The organism is Pleomorphomonas sp. PLEO, from assembly GCF_041320595.1.
Classification (GTDB): domain Bacteria; phylum Pseudomonadota; class Alphaproteobacteria; order Rhizobiales; family Pleomorphomonadaceae; genus Pleomorphomonas.
Window position 1 is genome coordinate 4026785 of the sequence record NZ_CP166625.1, and the last position, 24772, is coordinate 4051556.

Genomic DNA, 24772 nt, shown 5'->3' on the forward strand with positions numbered 1-24772 from the left:
GGACGGATGGAATTCAGGCCTTGGGCAGGCTTTCGACCACCACGTTCTCGTTGGTGTAGATGCAGATGTCGGCGGCAATCTTCATCGCCTTGCGGGCAATGGCTTCGGCGTCGCGATCACTGTCGGCGAGCGCCCGCGCGGCGGCGAGTGCATAGGTGCCGCCAGAACCGATACCGGCAATCCCGCCTTCGGGCTCCAACACGTCGCCGGTGCCGGTCAAGACCAAGGTTATCGACGCATCGGCGACGATCATCATCGCCTCGAGCTTGCGAAGATAGCGGTCGGTGCGCCAGTCCTTGGCGAGTTCGACGCAGGCGCGCATCAACTGGCCTGGATACTGCTCAAGCTTGGCTTCAAGTCTCTCGAATAGCGTGAAAGCGTCGGCGGTTGCGCCGGCAAAGCCAGCGATGACGTCACCGCGCCCGAGCGGGCGTACCTTGCGCGCCGTATGCTTGATCACCGTGGCGCCAAGCGTGACCTGCCCGTCACCGGCGATCACCACCTTGCCGTCCTTGCGGACCGATACGATGGTGGTGCCGTACCAGGTGGACGGGTTCGTATGTTCCATCATGAGATGCTCCTTGCGGCAACGGCATCCGCCCGTGGCGCGGAAACCGTCCCTGAATGACGCCTTTATGTAGGACAGAAATGCCTCTATGCAACTTGCCTCTGGCACAGCCCACATCACGGTTCCGAAACCGTCCCGACCGTCAGGAGATCTGTCGATGAAGCTCATGGCCTTCGGCCTCGGTTATAGCGCCAAGGCGGCCTTGCGCCGCCTCGCCCCGGAGGAGGCGCTTGGCACAACGCGCTCGGCGGCGAAGGCAGCTGCCCTCGCCCCGCTCGCCGACATGCACCTTTTCGACGGCTCTCGCGAGACGGCGGAAGCGCTGCGGCCGGCGCTGTCCGGTGTCACCCACATCTTGATCTCCATCGCACCTTCCGAGGGACCGGATGGCGGCGATCGCGTCTTGCCGGTGCTCGCCGAAGCGCTCGCCGGCGAGAAATCGCTCGCCTCCATCGCCTATCTCTCGACGGTCGGGGTCTATGGGGATCACGACGGCGCCTGGGTGGACGAGACCTCCGACTGCCGGCCGAAAAGCGCGCGGTCGGTGGCCCGGGTAAAGGCCGAAAACGAGTGGCTCGCCTTTGGCGCAAGCATCGATGTGCCAGTGGCTGTGCTGCGCCTTTCTGGGATCTACGGTCCGGGGCGCAATGGCTTCGTCAACCTCGCGGAAGGCAGTGCCCGGCGTCTCGTCAAGCCGGGACAGGTGTTCAACCGTATCCATGTCGAGGACATCGCGGCGGCCGTGGAAGGCGCTTTCGCTAAAAGCGCCAGCGGCCTGTTCAACATAACCGACGACGAACCGGCACCGCCACAGGACGTCGTCGCCTACGCCGCCGAGCTGATGGGGATGGCACCACCGCCCGAACAGGACTTCGAGACGGCCGAGCTGTCGCCCATGGCCCGCAGCTTTTATGGCGAAAACAAGCGGGTCGCCAACGGCCTGAGCAAGTCGGCGCTCGGGCTTGCCTACGCCTATCCCAACTATCGCGCCGCTTTCTCCCGCATGTGGGCGGAGGAAAGCTGGCGCTGAGTAGCAAACCGCCGTTGTCTATGGTCACGAGGGCGACTCGGATGATCGTAGAAAGGCCGTTCAGGCGAGCGTCGCCGCCGCCCTTTGCAGCTTGTTGGCGGCCTCGTCGATCGATTGCGTCGAGTGGCTGATGCCATCCAACGCTTTGGCGATCTCTTCGACGCCGCTCGCAGCCGTGTGCATGCTGCCTGACATGTTCTGCGTCACCGCCGCTTGTTCCTCCACGGCAGAGGCGATCGATGACGAGATGTCGTTGATGCGGCCAATGATGGCGGTAATGCCATCAATGGATTCGACCGCCTTTGACGAGATGGTCTGTACCGCCGCGATTTCACTGGCGATCTCATCAGTGGCGCGGGAGGTTTGGGCGGCGAGTTGCTTGACTTCCTGCGCAACGACCGCGAAGCCCTTGCCCATCTCGCCGGCGCGCGCCGCCTCGATCGTGGCGTTAAGCGCGAGAAGGTTGGTCTGGCCGGCAATGGTGTTGATCAACTCGACCACCTGGTCGATTTTCTGCGCCGCCACCGCCAGCCCGGAGACCACCTTGGTCGCCGTATCGGCCTGAGTAACGGCGTCTTGCGACACCGATAGGGCGACACTCACCTGACGACTGATCTCGGCGACGGAGGACACGAGTTCTTCCGCGCCGGCAGCCACCGCCTGCACGTTGGAGGCAGTCGTGCCGGCGGTGGAGTTGGCACCGGCCGCCTCGGCGTTGGAACGTGCGATCATGCCGGCCACTTCACCCAATTCCCGATTGATTTCGGTCTGGGCGGCCTGCCGCTTGCGCCGCCGTTCCATGACGGCGGTGATGTCGGTTGCGAATTTGGTGACGCGGATAAGCCGGCCGCTGAGATCGAAGATCGGATTGTAGGTCGCCTGCAAGAAGACGTCGCGATTGCCCTTGCCAAGGCGATGAAACTCATCCGACTTGAACTGGCCGGACCTGAGATCCTCCCAGAACTTCTTATAGGCCGGGCTATTGCGTTCCTCGGGCGTGACGAACATCGAGTGATGCTTGCCGACAATTTCCTCCGGCCGGTAACCGAGCGCCTTCAGGAAGTTCTCGTTGGCTTCAATGACGGTGCCGTCCGGCTCGAAGGCGACGACAGCCTGAGCGCGATTGATGGCATCGATCTCGCCCTGGACCCTGGCGTCTTTCAGCTTACGCTCCGTGACATCGGAGGCAAACTTGACGACTCGGTAGAGTTTGCCGGATTTGTCCAGCAGTGGATTGTAGGTGCCCTGGATCCAAACAGCGCGCCCCCCCTTGGCGACGCGCCTGAACTCCGCTGACATAAACTGCCCAGCCGAAAGATCCCGCCAAAACGCAGCATAGCTCGGGCTCTGAACTTCCTTGGGATCGACGAACATCGAATGGTGCTTGCCGACGATCTCGGCAAGCTCATAGCCCATGACCTTCAGGAAATTGGCGTTCGCGGTGATGACCTTACCGGTCGGATCGAACTCGATGACCGCCAGAGACCGATCGAGAGCCGCAAGGACTGCGGCCTCATGATTTGAAAAGGGCCACATAAATCCTTGCTCCCACCTTCTCCACCCGACCAACAGCACTTAACGATCATTTCAGAAATCGGCCGGTTCATATGCAACGCGCATACAATAAATGTGAACCAAAAATATCGGAAATGATCAGCCGTTACATTGGCTTGTCACTTAATCGGCTATTCATTTACGGATAGTTTATGCTACCTGCGATAACTGCATTTCATAAAGCATACTTTTGAGTGCCATTCGCCGCGGATCTCTTCTGAGGTCCTTGTGAAGACCTTTGGCAGGCGCAGTCTGACGTACACTCGCCCCCCAACGCGTTGCACGGATTTACATGCCTCCCGTCCGCCGCAGATCTGTCCGGCTCCGTGGGACTGGCATCCATCCGTGGAGCCGTATAAGAAATGGGCGCCTTTTTAATTTCGGTGGCCCCAATGCTGAAAGCGCGCGTCATCCCCTGCCTCGACGTCAAGGACGGCCGGGTGGTCAAGGGGGTCAATTTCGTCGACCTTATCGACGCCGGCGATCCGGTTGAGGCCGCCGCCGCCTATGACGCCGCCGGCGCCGACGAGCTCTGCTTTCTCGACATCACCGCAAGTCACGAGAATCGGGGCACCCTTCTCAATGTTGTCAGACGTACCGCCGAGCGCTGCTTCATGCCGGTGACGGTTGGCGGTGGCGTTCGTTCGGTCGAAGACATCCGGGAGCTGTTGCTGGCCGGTGCCGACAAGGCCTCCATCATGTCGGCCGCCGTACGCGATCGCGACCTGGTGCGCCGCGCCTCGGAGAAGTTCGGCGACCAGTGTATCGTCGTCGCCATCGATGCCAAGCGCGTCTCTTCGGACGATGGAAAGCCGCGCTGGGAAGTGTTCACACACGGCGGCCGGCAGGCGACCGGTATTGACGCCGTCGAATATGCTCAGGAAGTCGTATCGCTCGGCGCCGGCGAAATCCTGTTGACCTCGATGGACCGCGACGGCACTAAGATCGGCTTCGATCTTGAGCTCACTCGTACCATTGCCGACGCGGTGTCGGTCCCGGTGATCGCCTCCGGTGGCGTCGGAACGCTGGACCATCTTGTCGAAGGCATCCGCGACGGGCATGCCGGCGCGGTGCTTGCCGCGTCGATCTTTCACTTTGGCACCTTCACTATCGGCGAGGCCAAGGCGCATCTCGCCGCGGCCGGCGTTCCCGTCCGCCTCCAAGGATGAACGGCATGGCTGACAGCATCTTCACGCTTTCCGACCTTGAACTGATCGTTGCCGATCGCCTCAAGAACGGGGATGCCTCCTCCTACACGCGCAAGCTGGCTGAAAAGGGCCCCGCCAAGGCGGCGCAGAAACTCGGCGAAGAGGCGGTGGAAACCGTGATCGCCGCTGTTTCTGGCGATGCCGACGCTCTGATCTACGAATGCGCCGACCTTCTCTATCATCTCGTCGTGGTGCTGGCGCTCAAGGGTGTGCCGCTCGATGACGTGCTCGCCGAACTCAAGCGCCGCACGGCACAGTCCGGATTGCAGGAAAAGGCCAGCCGCCCGGTCGACTGACCTTAAGACCATGGCGCGCCGGCATTAGCCGGTGGCCGATTTCCCGCCATGCATCTGAAACCAGCGGTTCGCCAGACAGCGATCCGGAGACGGTGACGAATGGAACAGTTCGCGCGGAAAGCGCTGTCGCCTTATGACGTCTACACTCGAGCCGACTGGGCCGAACTCAGGGCCGGCATGCCGGTGACGTTGACACTCGACGACGTCATTCGACTGCGCGCCCTGAACGATCCGGTGCAACTCGACGAAGCGTCCGACATCTTCCTGCCGCTCGCTCGCCTCCTGTCACTTTATGTCGAATCGGCACAATCGCTGCATTCTTCGGCTCGTCGCTTCCTGGGGCGTTCCGACACCAAGAAACCCTTCATCATCGGCATCGCCGGTTCGGTAGCCGTCGGCAAATCGACGACGGCGCGTATCTTGAGGGCCATGATGTCGCGGTGGCCGTCGTCGCCGAAGGTCGACCTCGTCACCACCGACGGCTTTCTGTTTCCAAACGCGGTGTTGCGCGAAGAAGGCCTGATGGAAAAGAAGGGCTTCCCGGAAAGCTACGATCGGGCGGCGCTGCTCTCCTTCCTCACCGACATCAAGGCCGGCAAGCCGAATGTCTGGGCACCGGTCTATTCGCATCTGGTCTACGACATCGTGCCGGATGAGCGCATCGTCGTCGATCAGCCGGATATCCTGATCCTCGAGGGGCTCAACGTCCTTCAGACCGGCAAGCTGCCACGCGACGGGCGCGGCATTCCCTTCGTTTCCGACTTCTTCGATTTCTCGATCTACATCGACGCCGACGAAGCCGACCTGCAGCGCTGGTATGTCGAGCGCTTTCTGCGCCTCAGGCAGACCGCTTTCCGGGACCCTCAGTCCTATTTCCGTCGCTACGCGGAGATCTCCGAGGAGGACGCGCTGGAAATCGCCCTCGGCCTATGGACGCGCATCAACCTCGCCAACCTCCACGAGAACATTCAGCCGACCCGCCTTCGGGCAGATCTCGTGTTGCGCAAGAGCACCAACCACGCCATCGAGCAGGTCATGCTCAGGAAGCTGTGACGGAGCCATTTGGCTTCGCTGCTGCGACCAAGCTAGACCGAGTACACCTTCGCGCCGCCGATCCAAGTCGACTTGAGGTCGAAATCCTTGCTCAGCAGCAGGAAATCGGCATCGAAGCCAGGCGCCACCCTACCCTTGCGATGTCCGACACGCATGGCCTCGGCGGGATAGACGGTCGCCATGCGGATCGCCTCGTCGAGGCCGATGTCGAAATGCTCGGCCGCATAGCGCACCGAGGAGAGCATATCGATGTCGGCACCGGCCAGCGTGCCGTCGGCAAGGGCCAGGCGACCGTCGCGGCGGAAGATGGTACGACCGTTGAGCTGGAAATCAGGCAGATCGGTGCCAATGGTCAACATGGCATCGGTAACAAGGAACAGTCGGCCGGGGCCGCGCTTCGCCCTGAGGGCGATCCGCGCCGCCGCCGGATGCACATGAATACCATCGGCAATGAGACCGGCGGAGATGCCGCTGTCGAGCACTGCTCCGACCATGCCGGGGGTGCGGTGACCGAGCGGGCTCATGGCGTTGAACAGATGTGTTGCTGTGGTCGCACCGGCGGCGATGTAGGCGAGTGCCGTATCAAAATCGCAATCGGTATGACCAAGGCTGACGACGCCGCCGGCCGAGACCAGACGCCGGACCGCTTCGATCGAGGTCGACTCCGGGGCAACAGTCAGCATCGTCGGGCCGGCACCGACGATCGCACCGACGAGTTCCTTGATATCCACGTTCTCCATCGGCCGCACGTAGGCGGCTGCGTGGACACCCCGCTTGGCAGCGGAGAGATGGGGGCCCTCAAGATGCAAACCGAGGAAGCCGGGCACGTCCGCCGCCCGCGCCGCCTTGCCGGCGGCAATCGCCTCGGTGCGAGTCTCGCGACGGTCGGTGATCAGGGTTGGCAGCAGGGCCGTGGTACCGAAATGGGCGTGGGCCGTGCAAATGCGCTCGATGGTGGGAACGCTCGGATCGTCATTGAAGTTGACACCACCGCCGCCGTTGACCTGTAGGTCGATAAAACCGGGCACGACGAGAAGACCGTCGGCATCGATCACCTCGGTTCCGGCCGGTGCATTGGCGGCGGGAACAAAGCGACCGCCGACCACGGCGATTTCTGCGTCGTCGCGCCAGGTATCGCCATCGAACAGGCGGGCACCACGAATGAGAAGGGCGGACATTGGAACGTCTCCATGATGGTGACGGATCAGGATTGGGGAAGCGTCAGCTCAGCGACGAAGTCGTAGGCGTCGGCCCGATAAAGCGACCGGGTGAATTCGACCACCCGGCCGGAGGCAAGATAGGAGATGCGCGCGATGGAAAGGCCGGCATCGCCGGTCTGCACGCCAAGCAGCGCGGCGTCCTGCCCTCCGATATTGCAAGCGGAAATACGCTGCACGGCGCGCACCGGCCTGTGACCACTCCGGGCCAGCACCTCATAAAGCGAGCCTCCGACAGCGCCGGGATCGGGAAGCACCTCGGCCGAGAGCGATGCCCGTTCGAGGGCGAGCGGCAGATCGTTGGCGATCCGGAGACGCTCGAGCCGCGCGACACGACCGCCACCGGCCAAACCAAGCATCATCGCTTCCTCCGGCGACGGCAGGTGCAAGCCGCGGTCGAGCCAACGAGAGCTGGCTTTCAGACCGCGCCGGGCCATGTCTTCGGTGAAGGAGGTGAGCAAGGAAAGAGACTGCTCCACGCGCTGCAGCGGCTTCACCACAAACGTGCCGGAGCCGTGACGACGCATCAGTAAGCCAGCCTCGACCAGATCGTCCACCGCCTTTCGGACTGTGACGCGGCTGATGCCGGCGAAATCGGCGATCTCACGCTCCGGCGGCAGAGCGTCAGCGTGCTTCAGCCGGCCGTCGTTGATCGCTGCCTCGATCGCCTGGCGCAGCTTCATGTAGAGCGGCCCGGTGCCGGCTGCCTGCAGCTGCGCGGCGGAAAGGATGCTGGAAATATCACCGCTCATGCGCGTCCTCCCCCACGTCCGAGGAAATGCCGCACGGCAAGCGCCACCGCGCCGGCCAGCGCGTTGCCGGCAGGCGGCATCAGGCGTGGCTGATGCCGCTCGGCAAGGTAAGGTGGATAGAGTGGCGCAAGGCCGCCCAATAGAGCGATGCGATCCGCGCCGTCGGCAACGATGCGATCGAATGCCATGTCGACCGACGCGGCCGCCTGCCTGATGATATCGAGCCCAACGGAATCACCTCTCTCAGCCGCGGCGAAGACGGGCGGTGCGAAACGGCCGAAATCTCCCGGCGTCGCCGTTCGGGCAAACTCGACCATTGGGCCGGGCGCCCCGCCGAACTCGGCCATTAACTGGTCGGTCAGCGGCGAGGCCACGATGATGCGGTCGTGGGCAAGCAGCGTCGCGGCAAGCGCCGCCCGCCCGAGGCTGGCACCGGAACCGAAGTCGCCGATGACAAAGCCCCATCCGCCATAGGAGCGGACCGCATCGCCCTGTCGAGCGAAGAAGATCGAGCCGGTGCCCAGGATGGCCACAGCGCCGTCCCCGTTGCCGATGGCTCCCTCTAGGGCGATCAGGCCGTCGGAGACGACTTCCACCCGGCTGGCCGGCAATGACGCAGCGATGAAGGCACCGGTGTCGCCAACATTGCTGCCGGCAACTCCCAATAATACGCCGGAACGCTGGAGCGTAGCCTTGTCCAACCCGGCGGCAGCGATAGCCGCGTCGATGGCGACCATAATGTTGCGAAGCGACCCAGCGCGATCGCTCAAGACGTTGGCTGCCCCGCCCGCGCCAGTGGCAATGATGCGCCCATCTTGGCCCGCCACCGCCGCCCGACACCCGGTTCCGCCACCGTCGACGCCGATCACGAAATCCACCATCGCCCCTCCTTCCTTCGACAGTACCAAAAAAATACCATTTGCCAACTAGCATGTTGGTAGGACTCTCTGATTTTTTGAGAAAATCAAAATATCTGGCTGAAATTGCACACATTAATCGCACCTAACACACGCTCCCCAGACGCAGCTTTCGCAAAAATGAATGAATTATGATCACACCTCTGGACAAGTGGTAGCTTTTTGGCATTATTGCATGGTGGGGAGTGGGACGATGACGGCAAGGCTCGGCACCGAGGATCGCGATAGCCATGCGAAAGGGTTCGACACCCTGCCGCCGACGCGGATACTCGAGGTGCTGGCCACCGCCCAGGCTGCTGCTGCCCATAGCGTCGAGGCAGCCATTCCTGCCATTGCGCAGGCTGCCGACCTCGCGGCCAGAGCGCTGGCGACGGGCCATCGGCTTGCCTATGTCGGCGCCGGAAGCTCCGGCCTGATGGCACTTGCCGATTGCCTGGAGCTGCCAGGCACCTATGGCCTCGGTGTCGAGGAGGCCATCGTCATCCTGGCCGGCGGCCGCGACAGCCTCGTCGATATGCTGGGAGCGGGCGAAGATGACATTGAGGCCGGTGCCGCCGACCTCGCAGCAGCCGGCATTGGACGGGGCGACTGCGTGATCGCGGTTTCGGCGTCGGGCTCGACGCCCTATACGCTGGCCGCCGCTCGGGCCGCCAAGGCGCGCGGTGCATCGCTGGTCGGCATCGCCAACAACGAGGACGCGCCTCTCCTGCTCGCCGCCGACGTGGCGGTGCTGCTGAGGACGCCGCCCGAAGTGATATCCGGCTCGACCCGCATGGGCGCCGCCACGGCGCAGAAGATTGCGCTCAACATGCTGTCGACGCTGATGGCCGTTCGTCTCGGCCACGTTCACGACGGCCACATGGTCAACGTCAGGGCCGATAACGACAAACTCCGGGCACGCGCTGCCCGTATCGTGACTGACATCACAGGAATTACGACTGAGGCGGCAACAGGACTCCTTCGGGAGAGCCGTGGCTCGGTCAAACACGCCATTCTGCTCGCCGCCGGCGCGGGAGATATCGAGGCGGCGGACGCCGCTCTCGTCGAGGCCGGCCAAAACCTGCGTCGGGCGATGTCGTTCGTCGCAAAATCATAATCGGGGTTCTCAACGCGCATCTTCGCGCGCGAACAAGGGAGACGGACGATGTATCGCACCACGTTGCAGGGTATCCTGCTGGCATCGAGCATTCTCGCCGGCGTTGGCGCGGCCGCGGCGGCCGACGTCACGCTCAACATCGAGAGCTGGCGCAACGACGACCTTCAGATCTGGCAAGAAAAGATCATTCCGGCGTTTGAAGCCAAGCATCCCGGTATCAAGATCACCTTCTCGCCGAGCGCACCGACCGAATACAACGCCGCGCTCAACGCCAAGCTCGACGCGGGCTCTGCCGGCGATCTCGTCGCCTGCCGGCCGTTCGATACCTCGCTACAGCTGTTCGACAAGGGCAAACTCGAGGATCTTACCGGCCTCGCCGGCATGAAGAACTTCTCCGAAGTCGCCAAGGCCGCTTGGAGCACCGACGACGGTAAGAAGACCTTCTGCGTGCCGATGGCGTCAGTTATCCACGGCTTCATCTACAACAAGGACGCCTTCGCGAAGGTCGGCGCCGAGGTACCGAAGACGGTCGATCAGTTCTTCGCCGTGCTCGACAAGCTGAAGGCCGACGGCACCTACATCCCCATGGCCATGGGCACCAAGGACATGTGGGAAGCCGCCACCATGGCCTACCAAAATATCGGCCCGACCTACTGGAAGGGCGAAGAAGGCCGCAAGGCGCTGATCGCCGGCACCCAGAAGCTGACCGACGAGCCGTGGGTCGAACCCTTCCGCGTGCTCGCCAAGTGGAAGCCGTATCTCGGTGATGGTTTCGAGGCGCAGACCTACCCCGACAGCCAGAACCTGTTCACGCTCGGCCGTGCTGCCATCTACCCGGCTGGTTCTTGGGAGATCTCGCTGTTCAACACCGCCGGCCTGAAGCTCGGCGCCTTCCCGCCGCCGGTCGTCAAGGACGGAGACGCCTGCTACATCTCCGACCACAATGACATCGCCATGGGCCTCAACGCGGCCAGCGCCCACAAGGAAGAGGCCAAGGCGTTCCTCGAGTGGGTCGCCTCGCCGGAGTTCGCCTCGATCTACGCCAACGCACTGCCGGGCTTCTTCAGCCTGAACTCGACGGCCGTCGACATGACCGACCCGCTGGCCAAGGAATTCGTTTCCTGGCGCGAGACCTGCAAGCCGACCATCCGTTCGACCTACCAGATCCTGTCGCGCGGCACGCCCAACCTCGAGAACGAGACCTGGACGGAATCGGCCAACGTCATCAACGGCACCGATACGCCGGAGGCTGCTGCCAAGAAGCTGCAAGACGGCCTCGACAGCTGGTACAAGCCGGCCAAGTGATGTGAAACGCGGCGACGGCGCGGTCTTCCGCGCCGCCGTCTCCTCCGCCCATCGGCCATTCGCCGACAGGCTGCCGGCGCCACAGAGATCGACATGACCGACCTTGCACCCGAACAGGGCGGGGAAGCTTCGCGGCCGCGCCGCTGGCATATCCTCGTCTTCCTTGCCCCCGCCGTCGTCATCTACACGGCGGTGATGATCCTGCCGTTGGTCGAGACGCTTCGGCAGTCCTTCTTCAATACCGTGAACGACCAGCACGTCTTCGTCGGCTTTGCGAACTTCGCGACACTGTTCGGAGACCCGCGCTGGTCCGCCGATTTCTGGAACGCGTTGCGCAACAACTTCATCTTCTTTGTGATCCATATGGCGGTGCAGAACCCGATCGGCGTCGCCCTCGCCGCGCTGCTATCACTGCCAGGCCTTCGGTTCGCCGCCTTCTATCGCACGGCCTTCTTTCTCCCGACGCTGCTGTCCTTTGTCATTGTCGGCTTCATCTGGAAGCTGATTCTGTCGCCGATCTGGGGCGTCGCACCCTGGCTGATGGACCTCGTCGGACTGAAGGCCGCGTTCGGACCCTGGCTCGGCAAGCCCGGCTCGGCGCTGATCGCCGTGTCGCTCGTCTCCGTCTGGCAGTTCATCGGCATTCCGATGATGCTGATCTACGCCGCGCTCCTCAGCATTCCCGAGGAGGTGATCGAGGCCGCCGAGATCGACGGCATCACCGGCTGGGGCCAGTTTTTCAAGATCAAGCTGCCGCTGGTGCTGCCGGCCATCGGCATCATCTCGATCCTGACCTTTGTCGGCAACTTCAATGCCTTCGATCTCGTCTACACCATGCAGGGTGCGCTGGCTGGACCGAACGGGGCGACCGATATCCTGGGCACCTTCCTCTACCGCACCTTCTTCGGCTTCCAGCTGCAGCTCGGCGACCAGTCGATGGGTGCCACCATCGCCACCATCATGTTCCTGATCATTCTCACCGGCGTCTGCATCTACCTGTTCGGTATCCAGCGGCGGATCCGCCGCTACCAGTTCTGACGGAGGGCGGGGGAATGTCCAAGGCAAGACAATCGACGCTGCGCACCAGCCTCGTTCATCTGGCGCTGATCGCCTACACGGTGGTGGCGCTGTTTCCGGTGTTTCTCACCATCGTCAACTCGTTCAAGAGCAAGCAGGCGATCTTTGGCCAGCCGCTCCGCCTGCCCGGCCCTTCGACCTTCAGCTTGATCGGCTATGAAACAGTGCTGAAACAGGGCGACTTCGTCACCTACTTCCAGAACAGCACCATCGTCACGGTGGTGTCGATCTTCCTGGTGCTGCTGTTCGGCGCCATGGCCGCCTTCGCGCTCGCCGAATACCGGTTCCGTGGCAACATGGTAATGGGGCTCTACCTCGCCCTCGGTATCATGATTCCGATCCGCCTCGGCACGGTGGCGCTGCTGCAGGGCATGGTAGCATCGGGCCTCGTCAACACGCTGACTGCGCTGGTGCTCGTCTACACGGCACAGGGACTGCCGCTCGCCATCTTCATCCTGTCGGAGTTCATGCGAACGGTGTCGGACGACCTCAAGAACGCCGGCCGCATCGATGGCCTCAGCGAATACGCAATCTTCTTCCGCCTGGTGCTGCCGTTGGTGCGGCCCGCCATGGCGACGGTGGCCGTCTTCACCATGATCCCCATCTGGAACGACCTGTGGTTTCCGCTGATCCTGGCGCCCAGTGAGAGCACCAAGACGGTGACGCTCGGCGCGCAGTTGTTCATCGGCCAGTTCGTCACCAACTGGAACGCCGTGCTGGCGGCGCTATCGCTCGCCATTTTCCCGGTGCTCGTTCTCTACGTCATCTTCTCGCGACAGCTGATCCGCGGCATCACTTCGGGAGCGGTCAAATGACATCGCCGGTTCGCGTCCTTTCCGCCGGCCTCGGCAACATGGGCCGAAGCCACGCCCTCGCCTATCATCGCAACCCGGGCTTTGAGCTCGTCGGTCTCGTCAACCGCACCAAGGTGGCGGTGCCCGACGAACTTGAGGGCTATGAGATCGCCCCGTCCTTTCCGGAGGCGCTCAAGGCGCTGAAACCGGACATGGCGTCGATCAGCACCTATTCTGAAAGCCACGCCGACTACGCGCTGATGGCGATGGAACAGGGGTGCCACGTCTTCGTGGAGAAGCCGCTCGCCACCACGGTTGCCGACGCCCGACGCATCATCGACTGCGCCATCGCCAACAAGCGCAAGCTGGTCGTCGGATATATCCTGCGACACCACCCCTCCTGGCAGCGCTTCATCACCGAGGCACGGGCGCTCGGCGGCCCGTACGTCTTCCGCATGAATCTCAACCAGCAGTCCTCCGGCAAGACCTGGGAGACCCACAAAGCGCTGATGAACACCACGGCGCCGATCGTCGATTGCGGCGTCCACTATATCGACGTCATGTGTCAGGTGACCGACGCCGAGCCGAAAGAGGTGCGGGGCATGGGGCTTCGGCTTTCCAACGAGATCGCGCCCGACATGTACAACTACGGCCACTTGCAGGTGCTGTTCTCCGACGGTTCGATCGGTTGGTACGAAGCCGGCTGGGGGCCGATGATGTCGGAGCAAGCCTTCTTCGTCAAAGACATCATCTCCCCGAACGGCTCGGCCTCCATCGTCATGAAGGAAGGCAAGTCGGACGACGTCGACGCCCACACCCGTACCTCGACCATCCGTATCCACCGCGCAGCGACTGGCTCCGACGGCGCTTTTCTGGCGCCTGATGTCGATCACAAGATGGCTGGCGAGCCGGGGCACCAGGAACTCTGCGAGCTTGAGCAGGCCTATATGCTCAAGGCGATCGTCGAGGATATCGACCTGACCCAACACATGAACGACGCGTTGAAATCGCTGGCCGTCTGCCTCGCCGCTGACGAGAGCGTTCGTACCGGCAAGCCGGTCAAGCTGTAAGGAAGCAGGCCCGTGGGATCTCTGGAACTCAGGAACATCAGGAAGTCCTTCGGCGCGCAGGACGTGCTGAAAGGTATCGACCTGCAGGTAAAGGACGGCGAATTCGTCATCTTCGTCGGCCCCTCCGGCTGTGGCAAATCGACGCTGCTGCGCTCGATCGCCGGCCTTGAGGACGTCAGCTCGGGCGCCGTGCTGATCAACGGCCAGGACGTGACCGTATCGCCGCCGGCCAAGCGCGGCATCGCCATGGTCTTCCAGACTTACGCGCTTTATCCGCACCTCAGCGTGCGCGACAACATGGCGCTCGGTCTCAGGCAGGCCGGCACACCGACCGCCGAGATCGACCTCCGTGTCGCCAAGGCGACGGAAATGCTGTCGCTGGAGCCCTATCTGAAGCGCCGGCCATCGGAACTGTCGGGCGGCCAGCGTCAGCGCGTCGCTATCGGCCGGGCGCTGGTCCGTGAGCCCGAGCTGTTCCTGTTCGACGAGCCACTGTCCAACCTCGACGCGGCGCTGCGCGTTCAGACCCGCGTCGAAATTGCCCGCCTGCACCGGCGGCTCGGCGCCACCATGATCTACGTGACGCACGATCAGGTGGAAGCTATGACGCTGGCCGACCGTATCGTGGTTCTGAACGGTGGCGTCATCGAGCAGATCGGCTCGCCGATGGAGCTCTACAATCGGCCCGCCAACACGTTCGTCGCAGGCTTCATAGGCTCGCCGCAGATGAACTTCATCGAGGCCGCGCCGGTGGGCGAGAGGGGCGCCACCATCGGCATACGGCCGGAACACCTCAGCGTGTCGCCATCAGAAGGACGCTTCCGTGGCAAGGTGATTCACGCCGAGCATCTTGGTGCCGACACCAACCTTTATCTGGAGACCGAGACAGCCGGCCTCGTCACCGTGCGGCTATTCGGCGAGCACCGTTATGCGCCCGACGATATCGTTTATGCGACGCCGGATGCGGCCAAGATTCACCGTTTCGACGAGAATGGCAGAACGATCGCCGCGTGACTTTTCCTTGACAAGCTTCACGAGCGCCGCCTTCGGGCGGCGTTTCCGTTTCCACAAAAGGCGCACAATCAGGCAAACCCGATCAAGCGGCGAATTCGGGGCTCGGGCATGAAGGGGATGCTTCTCAACGTCGCGAGGAAGACATGGGCGCACTTGAAAAGGCGATCTGGTACCTGGAACTGAACATCGGACGGCAGTTGACGCTTGTCGAACTCGCCGACCTCTGTGCCGTCAGTCCATGGCATCTGTCGCGTCTCTTCCAAGGTGCCATCGGCCTCGCTCCGATGACTTATCTGAGGGCGCGGCGGCTCACCGTCGCCGCGAAGACGCTGGCGGAGGGTGAGCAGGAGATCCTGCCCATCGCTCTCGATGCCGGCTACAGCTCTCACGAAGCGTTCACCCGAGCCTTTGCTGGCTGTTTCGGCGTACTGCCGAGCACAGTCCGGCAGGCCCGTACGACCTGCAATCTCTCTTTGATGGAGCCGTGGACCATGAACAAGGACATGATCGTCGACATTGGCGCCCCCGAGTTTCGGGAGCGCGGAGCCTTCCAGGTGACTGGTCTTTCGACGCGCTGCACCTTCGAAACCAATGTGGTAATCCCCCGCCTATGGCAGGATTTCGACCTGCGCAGCGACGAGGTGCCCTCCCCGGTGCCCGATGTGTACTACGGCGTGTGCTGCGATATGGAGGCGGATGGCCACTTCCGCTATGTCGCCGGGCTGGAGTCCAGGGCGGCGTATGTTCCGGACGCGCTCGATGCCGTGAACATTCCGGCGAGCCGATATGCCGTCTTCCAGCACGTCGGCCATATCTCGGCGTTCAACAAGACCGTCTACACCATCTGGAACAAGGCCCTGCCCGATGCCGGCCTGAAGCCGGCCAAGACGCCGGACTTCGAGCTTTACGATGACCGCTTCGATCCGAAAACCGGCAGCGGAACGGTAGAGATCTGGATCCCTCTCGCCTGACCGAGATCCGGCGTCGCCCGCCGCCGAGCGGCGCCGGTCCTATCTGTGCCGGATGGAGGGTGTTCGCAGCGTCACCAGTTCCTCGGCGGCAGTGGGATGGACGGCCATGGTGCGATCGAAGTCACGCTTCGTCGCACCCATCGTCATGGCAACGCCGACGATCTGGATCATCTCTCCCGCTTCGGGGCCCATGATATGGACTCCGAGTACGCGGTCGGTGATGGCATCGACGACCACCTTCATGAAGGTACGCTCGTCGCGGCCGGCGGGAATGTTGCGCATCGGCCGGAACTCGGTCTTGTAGATGTCGACCGCCTTGTAGGCGGCGCAGGCCGCTTCCTCGGAAAGCCCCACCGTGCCAACCTCCGGCGTGGTGAAAATCGCCGTCGGGATCACTGAGAGATCTGCGAAACTCTCCTTGCCGCCGAACACCGTGTCGGCGAAGGCATGGCCCTCGCGGATTGCCACCGGTGTCAATTGGGCATGGTTGGTGACATCGCCCACCGCGTAGATGTTGGGTATTGACGTTTCCGACAGCGCGTTGACGATGATGGCGCCGTCCTGATCGAGCGTCACGCCCAGCGCCTCAAGGCCTAGTCCCGTCGTGTTGGGCCGGCGGCCCGTGGCCGCTAGGACGAGGTCGGTGTCGAGATTGGCGCCGTCGACGAGCTGTACGGCCAGACCCGCCGCCGTTTTGTCGATCTTTTGCACCTGCACGCTCACACGCACATCAACGCCACGGCCTCTGAGGGCATCGGCGAGCTTGTCCCTGACCTCGCGGTCGAAACCACGCAGAACCTGTTCGCCGCGATAAAGCACGGTGGTGGCGACGCCGAGACCATTGAGAATCGACGCGAATTCGAGGGCGATGTAGCCGCCTCCCACCACCACAGCCTTTTCCGGCAGCGCCGGCAGATCGAACATATCGGTCGAAGTGACCGCATGCTCCATGCCGGGGATCTCCGGCAGCACGGGGCGGTTGCCGGTGGCGATCAAGATACGGCCGGCGGTAACCGTTCGTCCCTCCGCCACCAGACGGATCTCGTTGGGACCGGTGATGACGGCGCGGTCGCGGATGATCTCCGCGCCGGATCTCTGGAGATTGCCGATGTAGATGCCTTCGAGACGGGTGATCTCCCGCTCCTTGGCCGTCCTCAGCGCTGCCCAGTCGAAGGTCCGGTCGCCAACCGTCCAGCCAAAACCGTCGGCGTCGTTGAACTCGCCGGCAAATCGAGAGGCATAGACCAGGAGCTTCTTCGGCACACAACCACGGATGACGCAGGTGCCGCCGACCCGGGATTCTTCGGCGACGGCGACACGAGCACCATACCCAGCGGAAATGCGAGCGGCGCGAACTCCGCCGGAGCCCGCGCCGATGACGAAGAGATCATAATCGAAGGATGCCATCACCAACCGCCGTATCGAGGAACCACCGTCCTCATATCACGACGTGAACCGATAGTGGCAACCAGCAGCGTCACTTAGAAGTTATAGCCGCGCTTGTTCAGCTCATCCCGCGACCGGGTGACGATCTCGGTGGAAATGGCGTCGCGCCAAATGCCGGCAGAGCGCATCGAGTCCTGAATGATCTCCGGCGCCAGCTGGCCGTATTTCTCACCGACCGGCGACTTGAAGAAAGCCGAGATCTGCTTGAGTTCGTCCTCGCTAAAGCGGCCGGCCCAAACGCGCTCGAGCTCGCGATCGAGCTCTGGGCGGCGCTTGGCAAGGTCGAGAGCAACAGAACTCACGACATCCTCAATATCCTTGGCGGCACCAGGATTGGAGCGCTGGAACAGCGCCTTGGTCTGATCGGCAAGCGTAATGAGAATTTCGTTGAACTGCTCGGAAGCATGCGCAGCGGCGATGGTCTCGCGAGCCGCGGCGATGTGGGACTCGGTGAAGTCCTCAGAAAATGCCGGAGACGCCAGCGCGGCGATCACCATGGCCGCCGCCAGCGGACGGCGGAGAAGGTTCAGGGTCCGGTGCATACACAAATCTCCGATATCGACTTCGTCGTTGGCTTCATTGGTCCCGAAGGGCAAGCTTTCAGCACGACCACCACAGCGCCAACTCCACTCCATCATGGAATCGTTGGCGGTGCCAGTCGTATCGAAAGCGTCGTCGCCCCAGCCTGTGAAACCGAATTCTGGCGAAATGATGCGCCCGCCGCGATCAAGCCCCATTTCCCCGGAAACGGCCCCCGCTGGTTTGCCGCAAACTGGCCGATGCCGCAAGCCCGTTGCGTAGAGACGAGACCTTGGTCGACCTGTGTCAGGTGTCGGTAAGGTCAAGTGACCCTGGCTTATCTCCAGCGGCGTGCTACACCCCCCGATATAGCCTAAGGAAAAGCGGGGCGACCAATGCGTCCGGTTGTGGTTTTCGATCTTGACGGTACGCTTCTCGACACAGCACCAGATCTTTTGCGGGCACTTAACCAGATTTTGAGCGATGAGGGCCTTTGCGCGGTCCAGCGCGCCGACGTGGCGGGGCTGTTCGGCCATGGGGCTCGAGCCCTGATCGGCGAAGGGTTTCGTATAGGTAACCGACCGCTCGACACTGTTCGGCTACCAGAGCTGGTCGAGCGATTCGTGGCGTTTTACGCAGCCGAGATCGCTGTCGAGACGCGGCCCTACCCTGGCCTCGTTGCGGCGCTCAGGCGCCTTTCCCTCCGCGGTTTTGGCCTGGCGGTCTGCACCAACAAACGAGAAGACCTAAGCCATGCGGTGCTCAAGGGGACTGGCCTTTCCCCCCTGTTTTCCGCCGTGGTCGGCGGCGATAGCCTGCCCGAGCACAAGCCGCATCCACGCCCGCTGCTGGAAGCAATCGCGCTGGCCGGCGGCCGAGCAGATATGGCAGTGATGGTTGGCGACAGCGAGACTGACATTGCCACCGCGCGAGCCGCCGGCGTACCGGTAATCGCCGTGGATTTCGGCTATGGTGGTCGCCCGGCAATCGAGTTTGGCGCCGACGCCGTCATTAGCCATTACGAAGAACTGGACCAAGTCCTCGAAGCACTTTTGCTGACAAGATAGGCGAGAAAACCGCTAGCGGATGCGCCAAGTTCTATCAGCCGTTCTTTGGCGCTCACGTTACGATCACCCAAGCAGGGTGAACCGATAGGGCATCAGCCCGCCCCCCAGTCGTTCTTGAGGCCAGCTGAATACTGCAAATGGCGCAGTAGCCAGAGAACGACACCGCCGGCAAAACTGGCAACCGACGCGACGAACCATATCCCAAGGCCGCCGGCGAGGCCGATGGCACCGGAAAGCCACATGCTAACAAGGCCGCACCGAGCGCTCTGATCAGCAAGCTCTCCATCGGCGGGGGGAATTCGAAGCTGAATTCCTTGATTACGCTTTGCGGCATTGTCCTTTTCCGGAAGCTCCTCGTAGACAAGGTTCCGGCAGGGCAACGGTTCCGGGCGGGGCGCATACGGTCTTTACAGATACCGACTCGCGAATGATTCGGCTTGGCGTGATGCCGCTCAAAAACTCCCGCCGACGCATTGATAAAAAGACACGCGCCATGATTGCACAAATAAAAATTGCGGCATCGCCCGTCAATCAATGTTTAGTACGCATTTACCTCGGCATAAATCCCGAGTGAACTGGTAAAATCCATCAAGAAAAAGCAAAGAGATAATACCCATTTTTGCTTAGGGCACCAGTACCGTTACGCCAATAGTCTAAGCGAAGACTATGAGGGTTATTGCTAGGAAAATATTTTCGCGTTGTTAACGGGTCACGACTAGATAAAAGAGGCTGCCCTCTGTGACAGCGATAATAAAGCTGGGGGTTCCGGTGAACATTCAATCGATTAAAGTCAAGATCGTCGCGTTGTCTGTCGTTTGTCTCGTGACGACCGTCGCGGCCGTCGTTGGCTATGGCGTGTTCGCCAGCAAAAAGGTCAATGAGCAAACAGACAAGAGCGTCTCCCAACTGCTTGACGCCAAGTCCCGAGAGGCCCTGCAGGCCATCGCTACGACCCAGGCCGGAGACATTCGCGCTGAAGTGGACACTGCCTTCGCGGCGGCCCGCAACATGGCGCGTGCTTTCGAGGTGATGACTGGCGAAGGCCAATCCCCAACACCGGTCGAACTGCGCAGGGCGCAGCTCAATGACACGTTGCTCAACGTGCTCAAGGATAACCCCCGTTTCAACGGTACCTACAGTGCCTGGGTCGTCGACGGCCTCGACGGCAACGACGCCGCATTCAAGGGCAAGGCGAACATTGGCTCGGATCAAACCGGGCGCGCCCTGCCATATTGGACGCGCGACAGTGCCGGCAAGATCGCGCTTCAGCCTCTCGTCGAATACGATAGCCGCGAGAGCCACGAAAATGGCCTCATGAAAGGTGGCTGGTTCATCGGCCCACAGGAAACGGGCAAGGAAAGTATCCTCGCCCCCCTGCCCTATATCGTTCAGGGCAAAGCGGTCTTTTTGTCCACGATGTCGGTGCCGATTTCCGTAAATGGCAAATTCCTCGGCGTCGCCGGAGCTGACTTCGATCTGGCCGCCATCCAGAAACTGGCCGAAGCGGTCGACGGTCAGATTTATGGCGGCGAGGGCGCAGTCAGTATCGTGACCGATAAGGGGTTGATCGTCGCTTCCAGCCTCGATCCCACGTCGATCGGCGGGCCTCTGTCGAAGATTGACACCGCTTGGCAAGATGACATGACGACAATCTCGACCGGCAAACAAGCGATCAACTACGATCAGTCATCGGATCGTCTGCGCGTGTTCGCCCCCGTGCCACTCGGCCGAACCGGCACGAACTGGTCGGTGATTATCGGAATTCCGCGCGCCGTGGTCATGTCGGATGTTACCAAGCTGGCCACCGAAACCGCCGCGGCGCAGAACAACAGCACCAGCAACCAAATCCTTGTGTCGATCGTGGTTGCCTTTGCCGGCATCATCGTGATGTGGATGGTATCGCTGTCGGTCAGCAAGCCCATTCAGCGTCTGACGGCCGCCATGGAAGGGCTCGCGGGTCGCAAGACCGGAATCGTCGTGCCCGGCACCGACCGTAAGGACGAGATTGGTGCCATGGCGCGGACCGTCGGCGTCATCCAAGAGAATGCCGTCGTCGATGCCAGAGCCGCCAGCGAACAGTCCGCCGCGAACGATGCGCGCATTGCCGCTGAGCGAAAGGTTGCAATGGACCGCATGGCCGATGAGTTCGAAAGATCGGTCGGTGCCATCGTTGGTTCGGTCTCCTCGGCATCAACCCAGCTTCAGTCGGCAGCCCAGACCTTGACCAGCACCGCCGAGGATACCTCGGTGCGCTCCTCCGAGGTCGCTCATGCGTCCGAAGAAGCTTCTGCCAACGTCAACACGGTAGCGTCGGCATCCGAAGAAATGGCAGTTTCCGTGCAGGAAATCAGCCGTCAGGTCGCCGAAAGCGCCAGAATGGCGGCCAGTGCCGTGCAGGAAGCCGGCGGAACGGCCAAGACGGTGAAGGAGCTGTCGGAGGCCGCTCAGCGTATCGGCGAGATCGTCGACCTGATCGGCAATGTCGCCGGCCAGACAAACCTCCTGGCGCTCAACGCCACCATTGAGGCCGCCCGCGCCGGAGAGGCCGGCAAGGGCTTCGCCGTGGTCGCCTCCGAGGTCAAGAACCTTGCCGACCAGACGGCGAAGGCCACGGCTCAGATCAGCGCCCAGATCTCCGGCATCCAGGCGTCTACCGGAACGGCGGTGTCGGCGATCGACAGCATTTCCAAGACGATCGAGAAGATGGACGAGATCGCCGCGCTGATCGCCGCGGCGGTTGAAGAACAGGCGGCAACGACACAGGACATTGCCCAGAACGTCCAGAGTGCGTCGACTGGTACGACCAACGTATCCCGGAACATCGTACTGGTCACGCAAGCGGCCTCTGCCACCAGCGCCGCGGCCGAGCAGGTTCTGAGCTCGTCAGCGGAACTGTCGCAGCAGTCGGAAATGTTGAAGGAACAGGTGAGAAGCTTCCTGGCAACCGTCCGAGCTGCCTGAGGCGAACTAAAAATCAGAAGGCCTGCGAGAAGCCGAAAGGTTTCCCGCGGGCTTTTTTGCGCGGCCTGCACGAACACCGCCTTCGCCCTGTAGCATCTCCAGTATCGTGACGGCGCGCGTCTTTGAAGGGCCATCATCATGGGGCTGGAAACCCCTGCGCCGATACGCGATGATCCTACCGTCAAGCGACCGCCAATTTGGTAAGCAGAGCAACCATATTTGGCTATGCAGGCTGCGCTGCCAGGAAAGCCCATCAAGGAATGCCGTCAATGTCTCCCACTCTGAGCCAGGACGAAATCCGCCGTTACTCGCGTCATTTGCTGCTGCGGGACATCGGTGGTCCCGGTCAACAGAAGCTCAAGACGGCCAGGGTCCTGTGTGTCGGAGCGGGTGGGCTCGGCTCTCCCATCATCGAATATCTGGCCGCCGCCGGCGTCGGCACGCTCGGGCTGGTCGATGACGACGTGGTGTCGCTTTCCAATCTGCAGCGGCAGGTCGTTCACTCCACGGCCAATGTTGGCAGACCCAAAGTCGAGAGCGCCGCCGAGCGGGTCGCGGCCTTGAACCCCCATGTGGCAGCCGAGCTGTTTCCTGTTCGCCTTGATGGCGGCAACATCGCCGACATCTTCGGTCGTTTCGACATCATCGTCGACGGAACGGACAATTTCCCGACCCGTTTTTTAGTGGCGGACACCGCCTATGCGCTTCAAAAGCCGCTCGTTTCGGCCGCTGTTCAGGAGTTCTACGGCTCGGTGACGACGCTTCAGCCGTATTTGCTGGATGACGACGGCAAGCCCGCGCCGAGCTGGCGTTGCCTGATGCCACACGAGCCTGAAGGCGACGTGCCGACCTGCTCCCAAGTTGGAATTCTTGGTGCGGTGGTCGGTGTGCTCGGCACCCTCGCGGCCTGCGAGGTGCTGAAACTGATCACCGGCGTCGGCAAGCCGCTGATCGGACGTCTGCTGATGGTCGACATCCGCGATATGAAGTTCGACACCATCGGCTACCGCCGGCGACCCGACACGATGGCCCCGGTGCTGCCTAGCCGACAGGCAAACGCGGTCGCCTAGATGCCCTAGAGCCGGATTATGTCAGCGGTTTCCCCGGCTGACATGGCGGGTGCATATTCAGGCCGGATGACCAGCGCATTGGCCGCCGCCAAAGTCCTCATCAGGGACGAGTCCTGGCGTGCGAGTGGCGTCACGCGGAGCTGTCCATCCTTCATCAGCGCCTGACCGCGTAGGTAGTCGCGCCGCATGTCGTTGGGTTGGAGAGCTTTTTCCACGATAGCAGCCGATATCTCGGGCAAAATGTCGTTCCGCCCCAGCATGGCGCGGATCAACGGCGCCAGAAACAGCACGCCGCAGACCAGCGTCGACACTGGATTACCCGGAAGGCCGAGCACTTCGGACTCTCCGATGCGGCCGTGCATCAGCGGTTTGCCCGGACGCATGGCAACCTTCCAGAAGCCGATCGCCGCCCCCTCCGCTTCGAGCGCGGCACGTGTGTAGTCATGATCGCCAACCGATGCGCCTCCAATCACCACCACGATGTCGGCGCCGTCGTCCAGGCCGCGCCGTATACGCCGGCGCAACAGCCCGAGATCGTCGGGAGCAATGCTGAGATCGATCGGTTCTCCCCCCGCCTCCCGAACCAAGTGGGAGAGCGCGACCGATGACGAAGCGATAATCTGGTTCGGCTGCGGGTCACCTCCAGGAGGCACGAGTTCGTCGCCAGAGGCAATCAGCGCAACACGCGGCCGGCGCCGCACCAACAGGCTTTCGTGGTTCATGGCGGCAATCAGCCCAAGCGCGGCAAAGCCGAGGCGTACCCCAGCCTGAAGGCCGATGTCCCCTTCGTTGAAATCGAAGCCACGCGGTCGAACGTTAAGACCAGGAGAGGAAACTCCATTGAAACGAACACGGTCGAGGTCTCGTTCGGCGTCCTCCTGGATGACGACGCAATCCGTCCCCGATGGCAGCGGTGCGCCGGTGAAGATACGAACTGCTTCGCCCTCGTTCACCGCCCCGGCAAAGCCATGCCCGGCGGCCGATTCCCCGATAACGCGAAGCCAGACGTCCCGGGTCGAAATCGCCGCGCGTATGGCATAGCCGTCCATCGACGACAGGGAAACGGGCGGCTGCGTCCGGCGTGCTTCAAGATCGGCGGCCAGCACACGACCACCCGCCTCGCTCAGCGGCACCCGCTCACCGCCCGTTAGCTTGAGGGCTGAAAGGAGTTCGGACTGCGCGGCCTCAACGGAAATCAGCGTCATGACAACTCCTGTCGACGTCTTTGAAACAGGTCAGGCATTGGCCAGCCAGTGACCCGACTTGCCGCCACTCTTCTCGACGAGGCGGATGGCCTCGATACACACGCCTTTTTCCACGGCCTTGACCATATCGTAGATGGTCAGGCAAGCGACCGAAACGGCAGTGAGCGCCTCCATTTCAACGCCGGTCCTGCCCGTGCAGCGCACGGTTGCGGAGATGGCGATACCCGGCAATGCCGGATCCGGCTCAAGATCAAGCACGACGCCGGACAAGGCCAGGGGATGACAGAGAGGGATGAGATCGGCGGTCTTCTTGGCCGCCATGATGCCGGCCAACCGCGCGGTGGCAATAACATCGCCCTTTGGCACCCGACCGTCGACGATGAGCGCCAGCGTCTCGGCCGTCATGATGACCCGACCGCTGGCGGTCGCAGCGCGTTGCGTAATGCCTTTTTCCCCCACGTCGACCATATGGGCAGCGCCCTTGTCGTCCAGGTGACTGAGACCATCCTTCATGATGTGCTTTTCTCCATCGAGGCTCAGGCTCGGGTTCGAGGCAATGCCATTTTGTAGGCCTCTAGCTCG

General features: G+C 62.3%; 24 protein-coding genes. 14 read left to right on the top strand and 10 right to left on the bottom strand.

Features of this window, described 5'->3' with window-relative positions; genetic code table 11:
• Window positions 1-13 precede the first annotated feature (13 nt).
• Window positions 14-571, bottom strand: a complete 558-nt coding sequence (hslV, locus tag AB6N07_RS18640; RefSeq protein WP_370674562.1) for an ATP-dependent protease subunit HslV — start codon at window positions 569-571, stop codon at window positions 14-16.
• A gap of 154 nt (window positions 572-725) precedes the next feature.
• Between hslV and AB6N07_RS18645 the strand changes: the two genes are divergently transcribed.
• Window positions 726-1598, top strand: a complete 873-nt coding sequence (locus AB6N07_RS18645; protein ID WP_370674563.1) for an SDR family oxidoreductase — start codon at window positions 726-728, stop codon at window positions 1596-1598.
• Window positions 1599-1658: 60 nt separating this feature from the next.
• On the opposite strand, the gene AB6N07_RS18650 is transcribed toward AB6N07_RS18645, so the two are convergent.
• On the bottom strand, window positions 1659-3134 hold the full coding sequence (locus AB6N07_RS18650; RefSeq protein ID WP_370674564.1) for a PAS domain-containing protein: 1476 nt from the start codon (window positions 3132-3134) through the stop codon (window positions 1659-1661).
• A gap of 410 nt (window positions 3135-3544) precedes the next feature.
• Here AB6N07_RS18650 and hisF point away from each other — a divergent pair, with 410 nt between their 5' ends.
• The 3 genes from hisF (at window position 3545) to coaA (ending at window position 5709) form a co-directional block, all read left to right on the top strand.
• Entirely contained in the window at window positions 3545-4321 is a 777-nt protein-coding gene (gene hisF, locus AB6N07_RS18655; RefSeq protein ID WP_370674565.1) for an imidazole glycerol phosphate synthase subunit HisF, read from the top strand.
• A gap of 5 nt (window positions 4322-4326) precedes the next feature.
• On the top strand, window positions 4327-4656 hold the full coding sequence (locus AB6N07_RS18660) for a phosphoribosyl-ATP diphosphatase (protein ID WP_370674566.1): 330 nt from the start codon (window positions 4327-4329) through the stop codon (window positions 4654-4656).
• A 99-nt stretch (window positions 4657-4755) separates the two neighbouring features.
• Window positions 4756-5709 carry a type I pantothenate kinase gene (gene coaA / locus AB6N07_RS18665; RefSeq protein WP_370674567.1) on the top strand — a complete coding sequence of 318 codons (954 nt, stop codon included), beginning with the start codon at window positions 4756-4758 and terminating at the stop codon, window positions 5707-5709.
• 32 nt (window positions 5710-5741) lie between these two features.
• Here coaA and nagA read toward each other — a convergent pair whose 3' ends face one another.
• From nagA to AB6N07_RS18680, 3 genes are read right to left on the bottom strand one after another with little or no spacing between them, the layout of a single operon-like run.
• The gene (nagA, locus tag AB6N07_RS18670) at window positions 5742-6887 is read right to left on the bottom strand and encodes an N-acetylglucosamine-6-phosphate deacetylase (RefSeq protein WP_370674568.1); all 1146 of its coding nucleotides are present in this window, start codon (window positions 6885-6887) and stop codon (window positions 5742-5744) included.
• A 26-nt stretch (window positions 6888-6913) separates the two neighbouring features.
• Entirely contained in the window at window positions 6914-7678 is a 765-nt protein-coding gene (locus AB6N07_RS18675) for a GntR family transcriptional regulator (protein WP_370674569.1), read from the bottom strand.
• Window positions 7675-8559, bottom strand: coding sequence for a BadF/BadG/BcrA/BcrD ATPase family protein (locus AB6N07_RS18680; protein WP_370674570.1), 885 nt, complete (start codon window positions 8557-8559; stop codon window positions 7675-7677). Before AB6N07_RS18680 ends, AB6N07_RS18675 begins: the two co-directional genes overlap by 4 nt.
• A gap of 229 nt (window positions 8560-8788) precedes the next feature.
• On the opposite strand from AB6N07_RS18680, the gene AB6N07_RS18685 reads away from it, so the two are divergent.
• The 7 genes from AB6N07_RS18685 (at window position 8789) to AB6N07_RS18715 (ending at window position 15922) form a co-directional block, all read left to right on the top strand.
• Window positions 8789-9691, top strand: a complete 903-nt coding sequence (locus AB6N07_RS18685) for an N-acetylmuramic acid 6-phosphate etherase (protein WP_370674571.1) — start codon at window positions 8789-8791, stop codon at window positions 9689-9691.
• Between the two features lie 48 nt (window positions 9692-9739).
• A complete protein-coding gene (locus AB6N07_RS18690; protein ID WP_370674572.1) occupies window positions 9740-10996 on the top strand; it encodes an ABC transporter substrate-binding protein in 1257 nt (418 codons plus the stop codon).
• A 93-nt stretch (window positions 10997-11089) separates the two neighbouring features.
• Entirely contained in the window at window positions 11090-12034 is a 945-nt protein-coding gene (locus AB6N07_RS18695) for a carbohydrate ABC transporter permease (protein ID WP_370674573.1), read from the top strand.
• A 14-nt stretch (window positions 12035-12048) separates the two neighbouring features.
• Entirely contained in the window at window positions 12049-12888 is an 840-nt protein-coding gene (locus AB6N07_RS18700) for a carbohydrate ABC transporter permease (RefSeq protein WP_370674574.1), read from the top strand.
• On the top strand, window positions 12885-13937 hold the full coding sequence (locus AB6N07_RS18705; RefSeq protein ID WP_370674575.1) for a Gfo/Idh/MocA family protein: 1053 nt from the start codon (window positions 12885-12887) through the stop codon (window positions 13935-13937). Before AB6N07_RS18700 ends, AB6N07_RS18705 begins: the two co-directional genes overlap by 4 nt.
• Window positions 13938-13949: 12 nt before the next feature.
• The gene (locus tag AB6N07_RS18710; protein ID WP_370674576.1) at window positions 13950-14951 is read left to right on the top strand and encodes an ABC transporter ATP-binding protein; all 1002 of its coding nucleotides are present in this window, start codon (window positions 13950-13952) and stop codon (window positions 14949-14951) included.
• Between the two features lie 143 nt (window positions 14952-15094).
• Window positions 15095-15922, top strand: a complete 828-nt coding sequence (locus tag AB6N07_RS18715) for a GyrI-like domain-containing protein (protein ID WP_370674577.1) — start codon at window positions 15095-15097, stop codon at window positions 15920-15922.
• 39 nt (window positions 15923-15961) lie between these two features.
• Here AB6N07_RS18715 and gor read toward each other — a convergent pair whose 3' ends face one another.
• Complete coding sequence (gene gor / locus AB6N07_RS18720) at window positions 15962-17329, bottom strand: glutathione-disulfide reductase (RefSeq protein WP_370674578.1); 1368 nt, start codon at window positions 17327-17329, stop codon at window positions 15962-15964.
• Between the two features lie 74 nt (window positions 17330-17403).
• The gene (locus AB6N07_RS18725; RefSeq protein WP_370674579.1) at window positions 17404-18423 is read right to left on the bottom strand and encodes a DUF2059 domain-containing protein; all 1020 of its coding nucleotides are present in this window, start codon (window positions 18421-18423) and stop codon (window positions 17404-17406) included.
• Between AB6N07_RS18725 and AB6N07_RS18730 the strand changes: the two genes are divergently transcribed.
• Window positions 18343-18954: an HAD-IA family hydrolase gene (locus AB6N07_RS18730; protein ID WP_370674580.1), complete on the top strand. Its 612-nt coding sequence runs from the start codon at window positions 18343-18345 to the stop codon at window positions 18952-18954. The genes AB6N07_RS18725 and AB6N07_RS18730 overlap by 81 nt on opposite strands.
• Window positions 18955-19046: 92 nt before the next feature.
• Here the strand turns inward: AB6N07_RS18730 and AB6N07_RS18735 are convergent, their stop codons facing one another.
• The gene (locus AB6N07_RS18735; protein ID WP_370674581.1) at window positions 19047-19196 is read right to left on the bottom strand and encodes a hypothetical protein; all 150 of its coding nucleotides are present in this window, start codon (window positions 19194-19196) and stop codon (window positions 19047-19049) included.
• Between the two features lie 526 nt (window positions 19197-19722).
• Here AB6N07_RS18735 and AB6N07_RS18740 point away from each other — a divergent pair.
• Together AB6N07_RS18740 and AB6N07_RS18745 are read left to right on the top strand one after the other, a co-directional pair.
• Window positions 19723-21915: a methyl-accepting chemotaxis protein gene (locus AB6N07_RS18740; RefSeq protein WP_370674582.1), complete on the top strand. Its 2193-nt coding sequence runs from the start codon at window positions 19723-19725 to the stop codon at window positions 21913-21915.
• Between the two features lie 269 nt (window positions 21916-22184).
• Window positions 22185-22985 carry a ThiF family adenylyltransferase gene (locus AB6N07_RS18745; RefSeq protein ID WP_370674583.1) on the top strand — a complete coding sequence of 267 codons (801 nt, stop codon included), beginning with the start codon at window positions 22185-22187 and terminating at the stop codon, window positions 22983-22985.
• Window positions 22986-22990: 5 nt separating this feature from the next.
• Here the strand turns inward: AB6N07_RS18745 and glp are convergent, their stop codons facing one another.
• Together glp and moaC are read right to left on the bottom strand one after the other, a co-directional pair.
• Window positions 22991-24190, bottom strand: coding sequence for a gephyrin-like molybdotransferase Glp (glp, locus tag AB6N07_RS18750; protein ID WP_370674584.1), 1200 nt, complete (start codon window positions 24188-24190; stop codon window positions 22991-22993).
• A gap of 30 nt (window positions 24191-24220) precedes the next feature.
• Window positions 24221-24703, bottom strand: coding sequence for a cyclic pyranopterin monophosphate synthase MoaC (moaC, locus tag AB6N07_RS18755; protein WP_370674585.1), 483 nt, complete (start codon window positions 24701-24703; stop codon window positions 24221-24223).
• Window positions 24704-24772: the final 69 nt, after the last annotated feature.

Coding starts and splice junctions, on each gene's coding strand:
- hslV (WP_370674562.1), bottom strand. CDS start 571: ATGATGGAACATACGAACCCGTCCACCTGGTACGGCACCACCATCGTA.
- AB6N07_RS18645 (WP_370674563.1), top strand. CDS start 726: ATGAAGCTCATGGCCTTCGGCCTCGGTTATAGCGCCAAGGCGGCCTTG.
- AB6N07_RS18650 (WP_370674564.1), bottom strand. CDS start 3,134: ATGTGGCCCTTTTCAAATCATGAGGCCGCAGTCCTTGCGGCTCTCGAT.
- hisF (WP_370674565.1), top strand. CDS start 3,545: ATGCTGAAAGCGCGCGTCATCCCCTGCCTCGACGTCAAGGACGGCCGG.
- AB6N07_RS18660 (WP_370674566.1), top strand. CDS start 4,327: ATGGCTGACAGCATCTTCACGCTTTCCGACCTTGAACTGATCGTTGCC.
- coaA (WP_370674567.1), top strand. CDS start 4,756: ATGGAACAGTTCGCGCGGAAAGCGCTGTCGCCTTATGACGTCTACACT.
- nagA (WP_370674568.1), bottom strand. CDS start 6,887: ATGTCCGCCCTTCTCATTCGTGGTGCCCGCCTGTTCGATGGCGATACC.
- AB6N07_RS18675 (WP_370674569.1), bottom strand. CDS start 7,678: ATGAGCGGTGATATTTCCAGCATCCTTTCCGCCGCGCAGCTGCAGGCA.
- AB6N07_RS18680 (WP_370674570.1), bottom strand. CDS start 8,559: ATGGTGGATTTCGTGATCGGCGTCGACGGTGGCGGAACCGGGTGTCGG.
- AB6N07_RS18685 (WP_370674571.1), top strand. CDS start 8,789: ATGACGGCAAGGCTCGGCACCGAGGATCGCGATAGCCATGCGAAAGGG.
- AB6N07_RS18690 (WP_370674572.1), top strand. CDS start 9,740: ATGTATCGCACCACGTTGCAGGGTATCCTGCTGGCATCGAGCATTCTC.
- AB6N07_RS18695 (WP_370674573.1), top strand. CDS start 11,090: ATGACCGACCTTGCACCCGAACAGGGCGGGGAAGCTTCGCGGCCGCGC.
- AB6N07_RS18700 (WP_370674574.1), top strand. CDS start 12,049: ATGTCCAAGGCAAGACAATCGACGCTGCGCACCAGCCTCGTTCATCTG.
- AB6N07_RS18705 (WP_370674575.1), top strand. CDS start 12,885: ATGACATCGCCGGTTCGCGTCCTTTCCGCCGGCCTCGGCAACATGGGC.
- AB6N07_RS18715 (WP_370674577.1), top strand. CDS start 15,095: ATGGGCGCACTTGAAAAGGCGATCTGGTACCTGGAACTGAACATCGGA.
- gor (WP_370674578.1), bottom strand. CDS start 17,329: ATGGCATCCTTCGATTATGATCTCTTCGTCATCGGCGCGGGCTCCGGC.
- AB6N07_RS18725 (WP_370674579.1), bottom strand. CDS start 18,423: ATGGCCGAACAGCCCCGCCACGTCGGCGCGCTGGACCGCGCAAAGGCC.
- AB6N07_RS18735 (WP_370674581.1), bottom strand. CDS start 19,196: ATGTGGCTTTCCGGTGCCATCGGCCTCGCCGGCGGCCTTGGGATATGG.
- AB6N07_RS18745 (WP_370674583.1), top strand. CDS start 22,185: ATGTCTCCCACTCTGAGCCAGGACGAAATCCGCCGTTACTCGCGTCAT.
- glp (WP_370674584.1), bottom strand. CDS start 24,190: ATGACGCTGATTTCCGTTGAGGCCGCGCAGTCCGAACTCCTTTCAGCC.
- moaC (WP_370674585.1), bottom strand. CDS start 24,703: ATGAAGGATGGTCTCAGTCACCTGGACGACAAGGGCGCTGCCCATATG.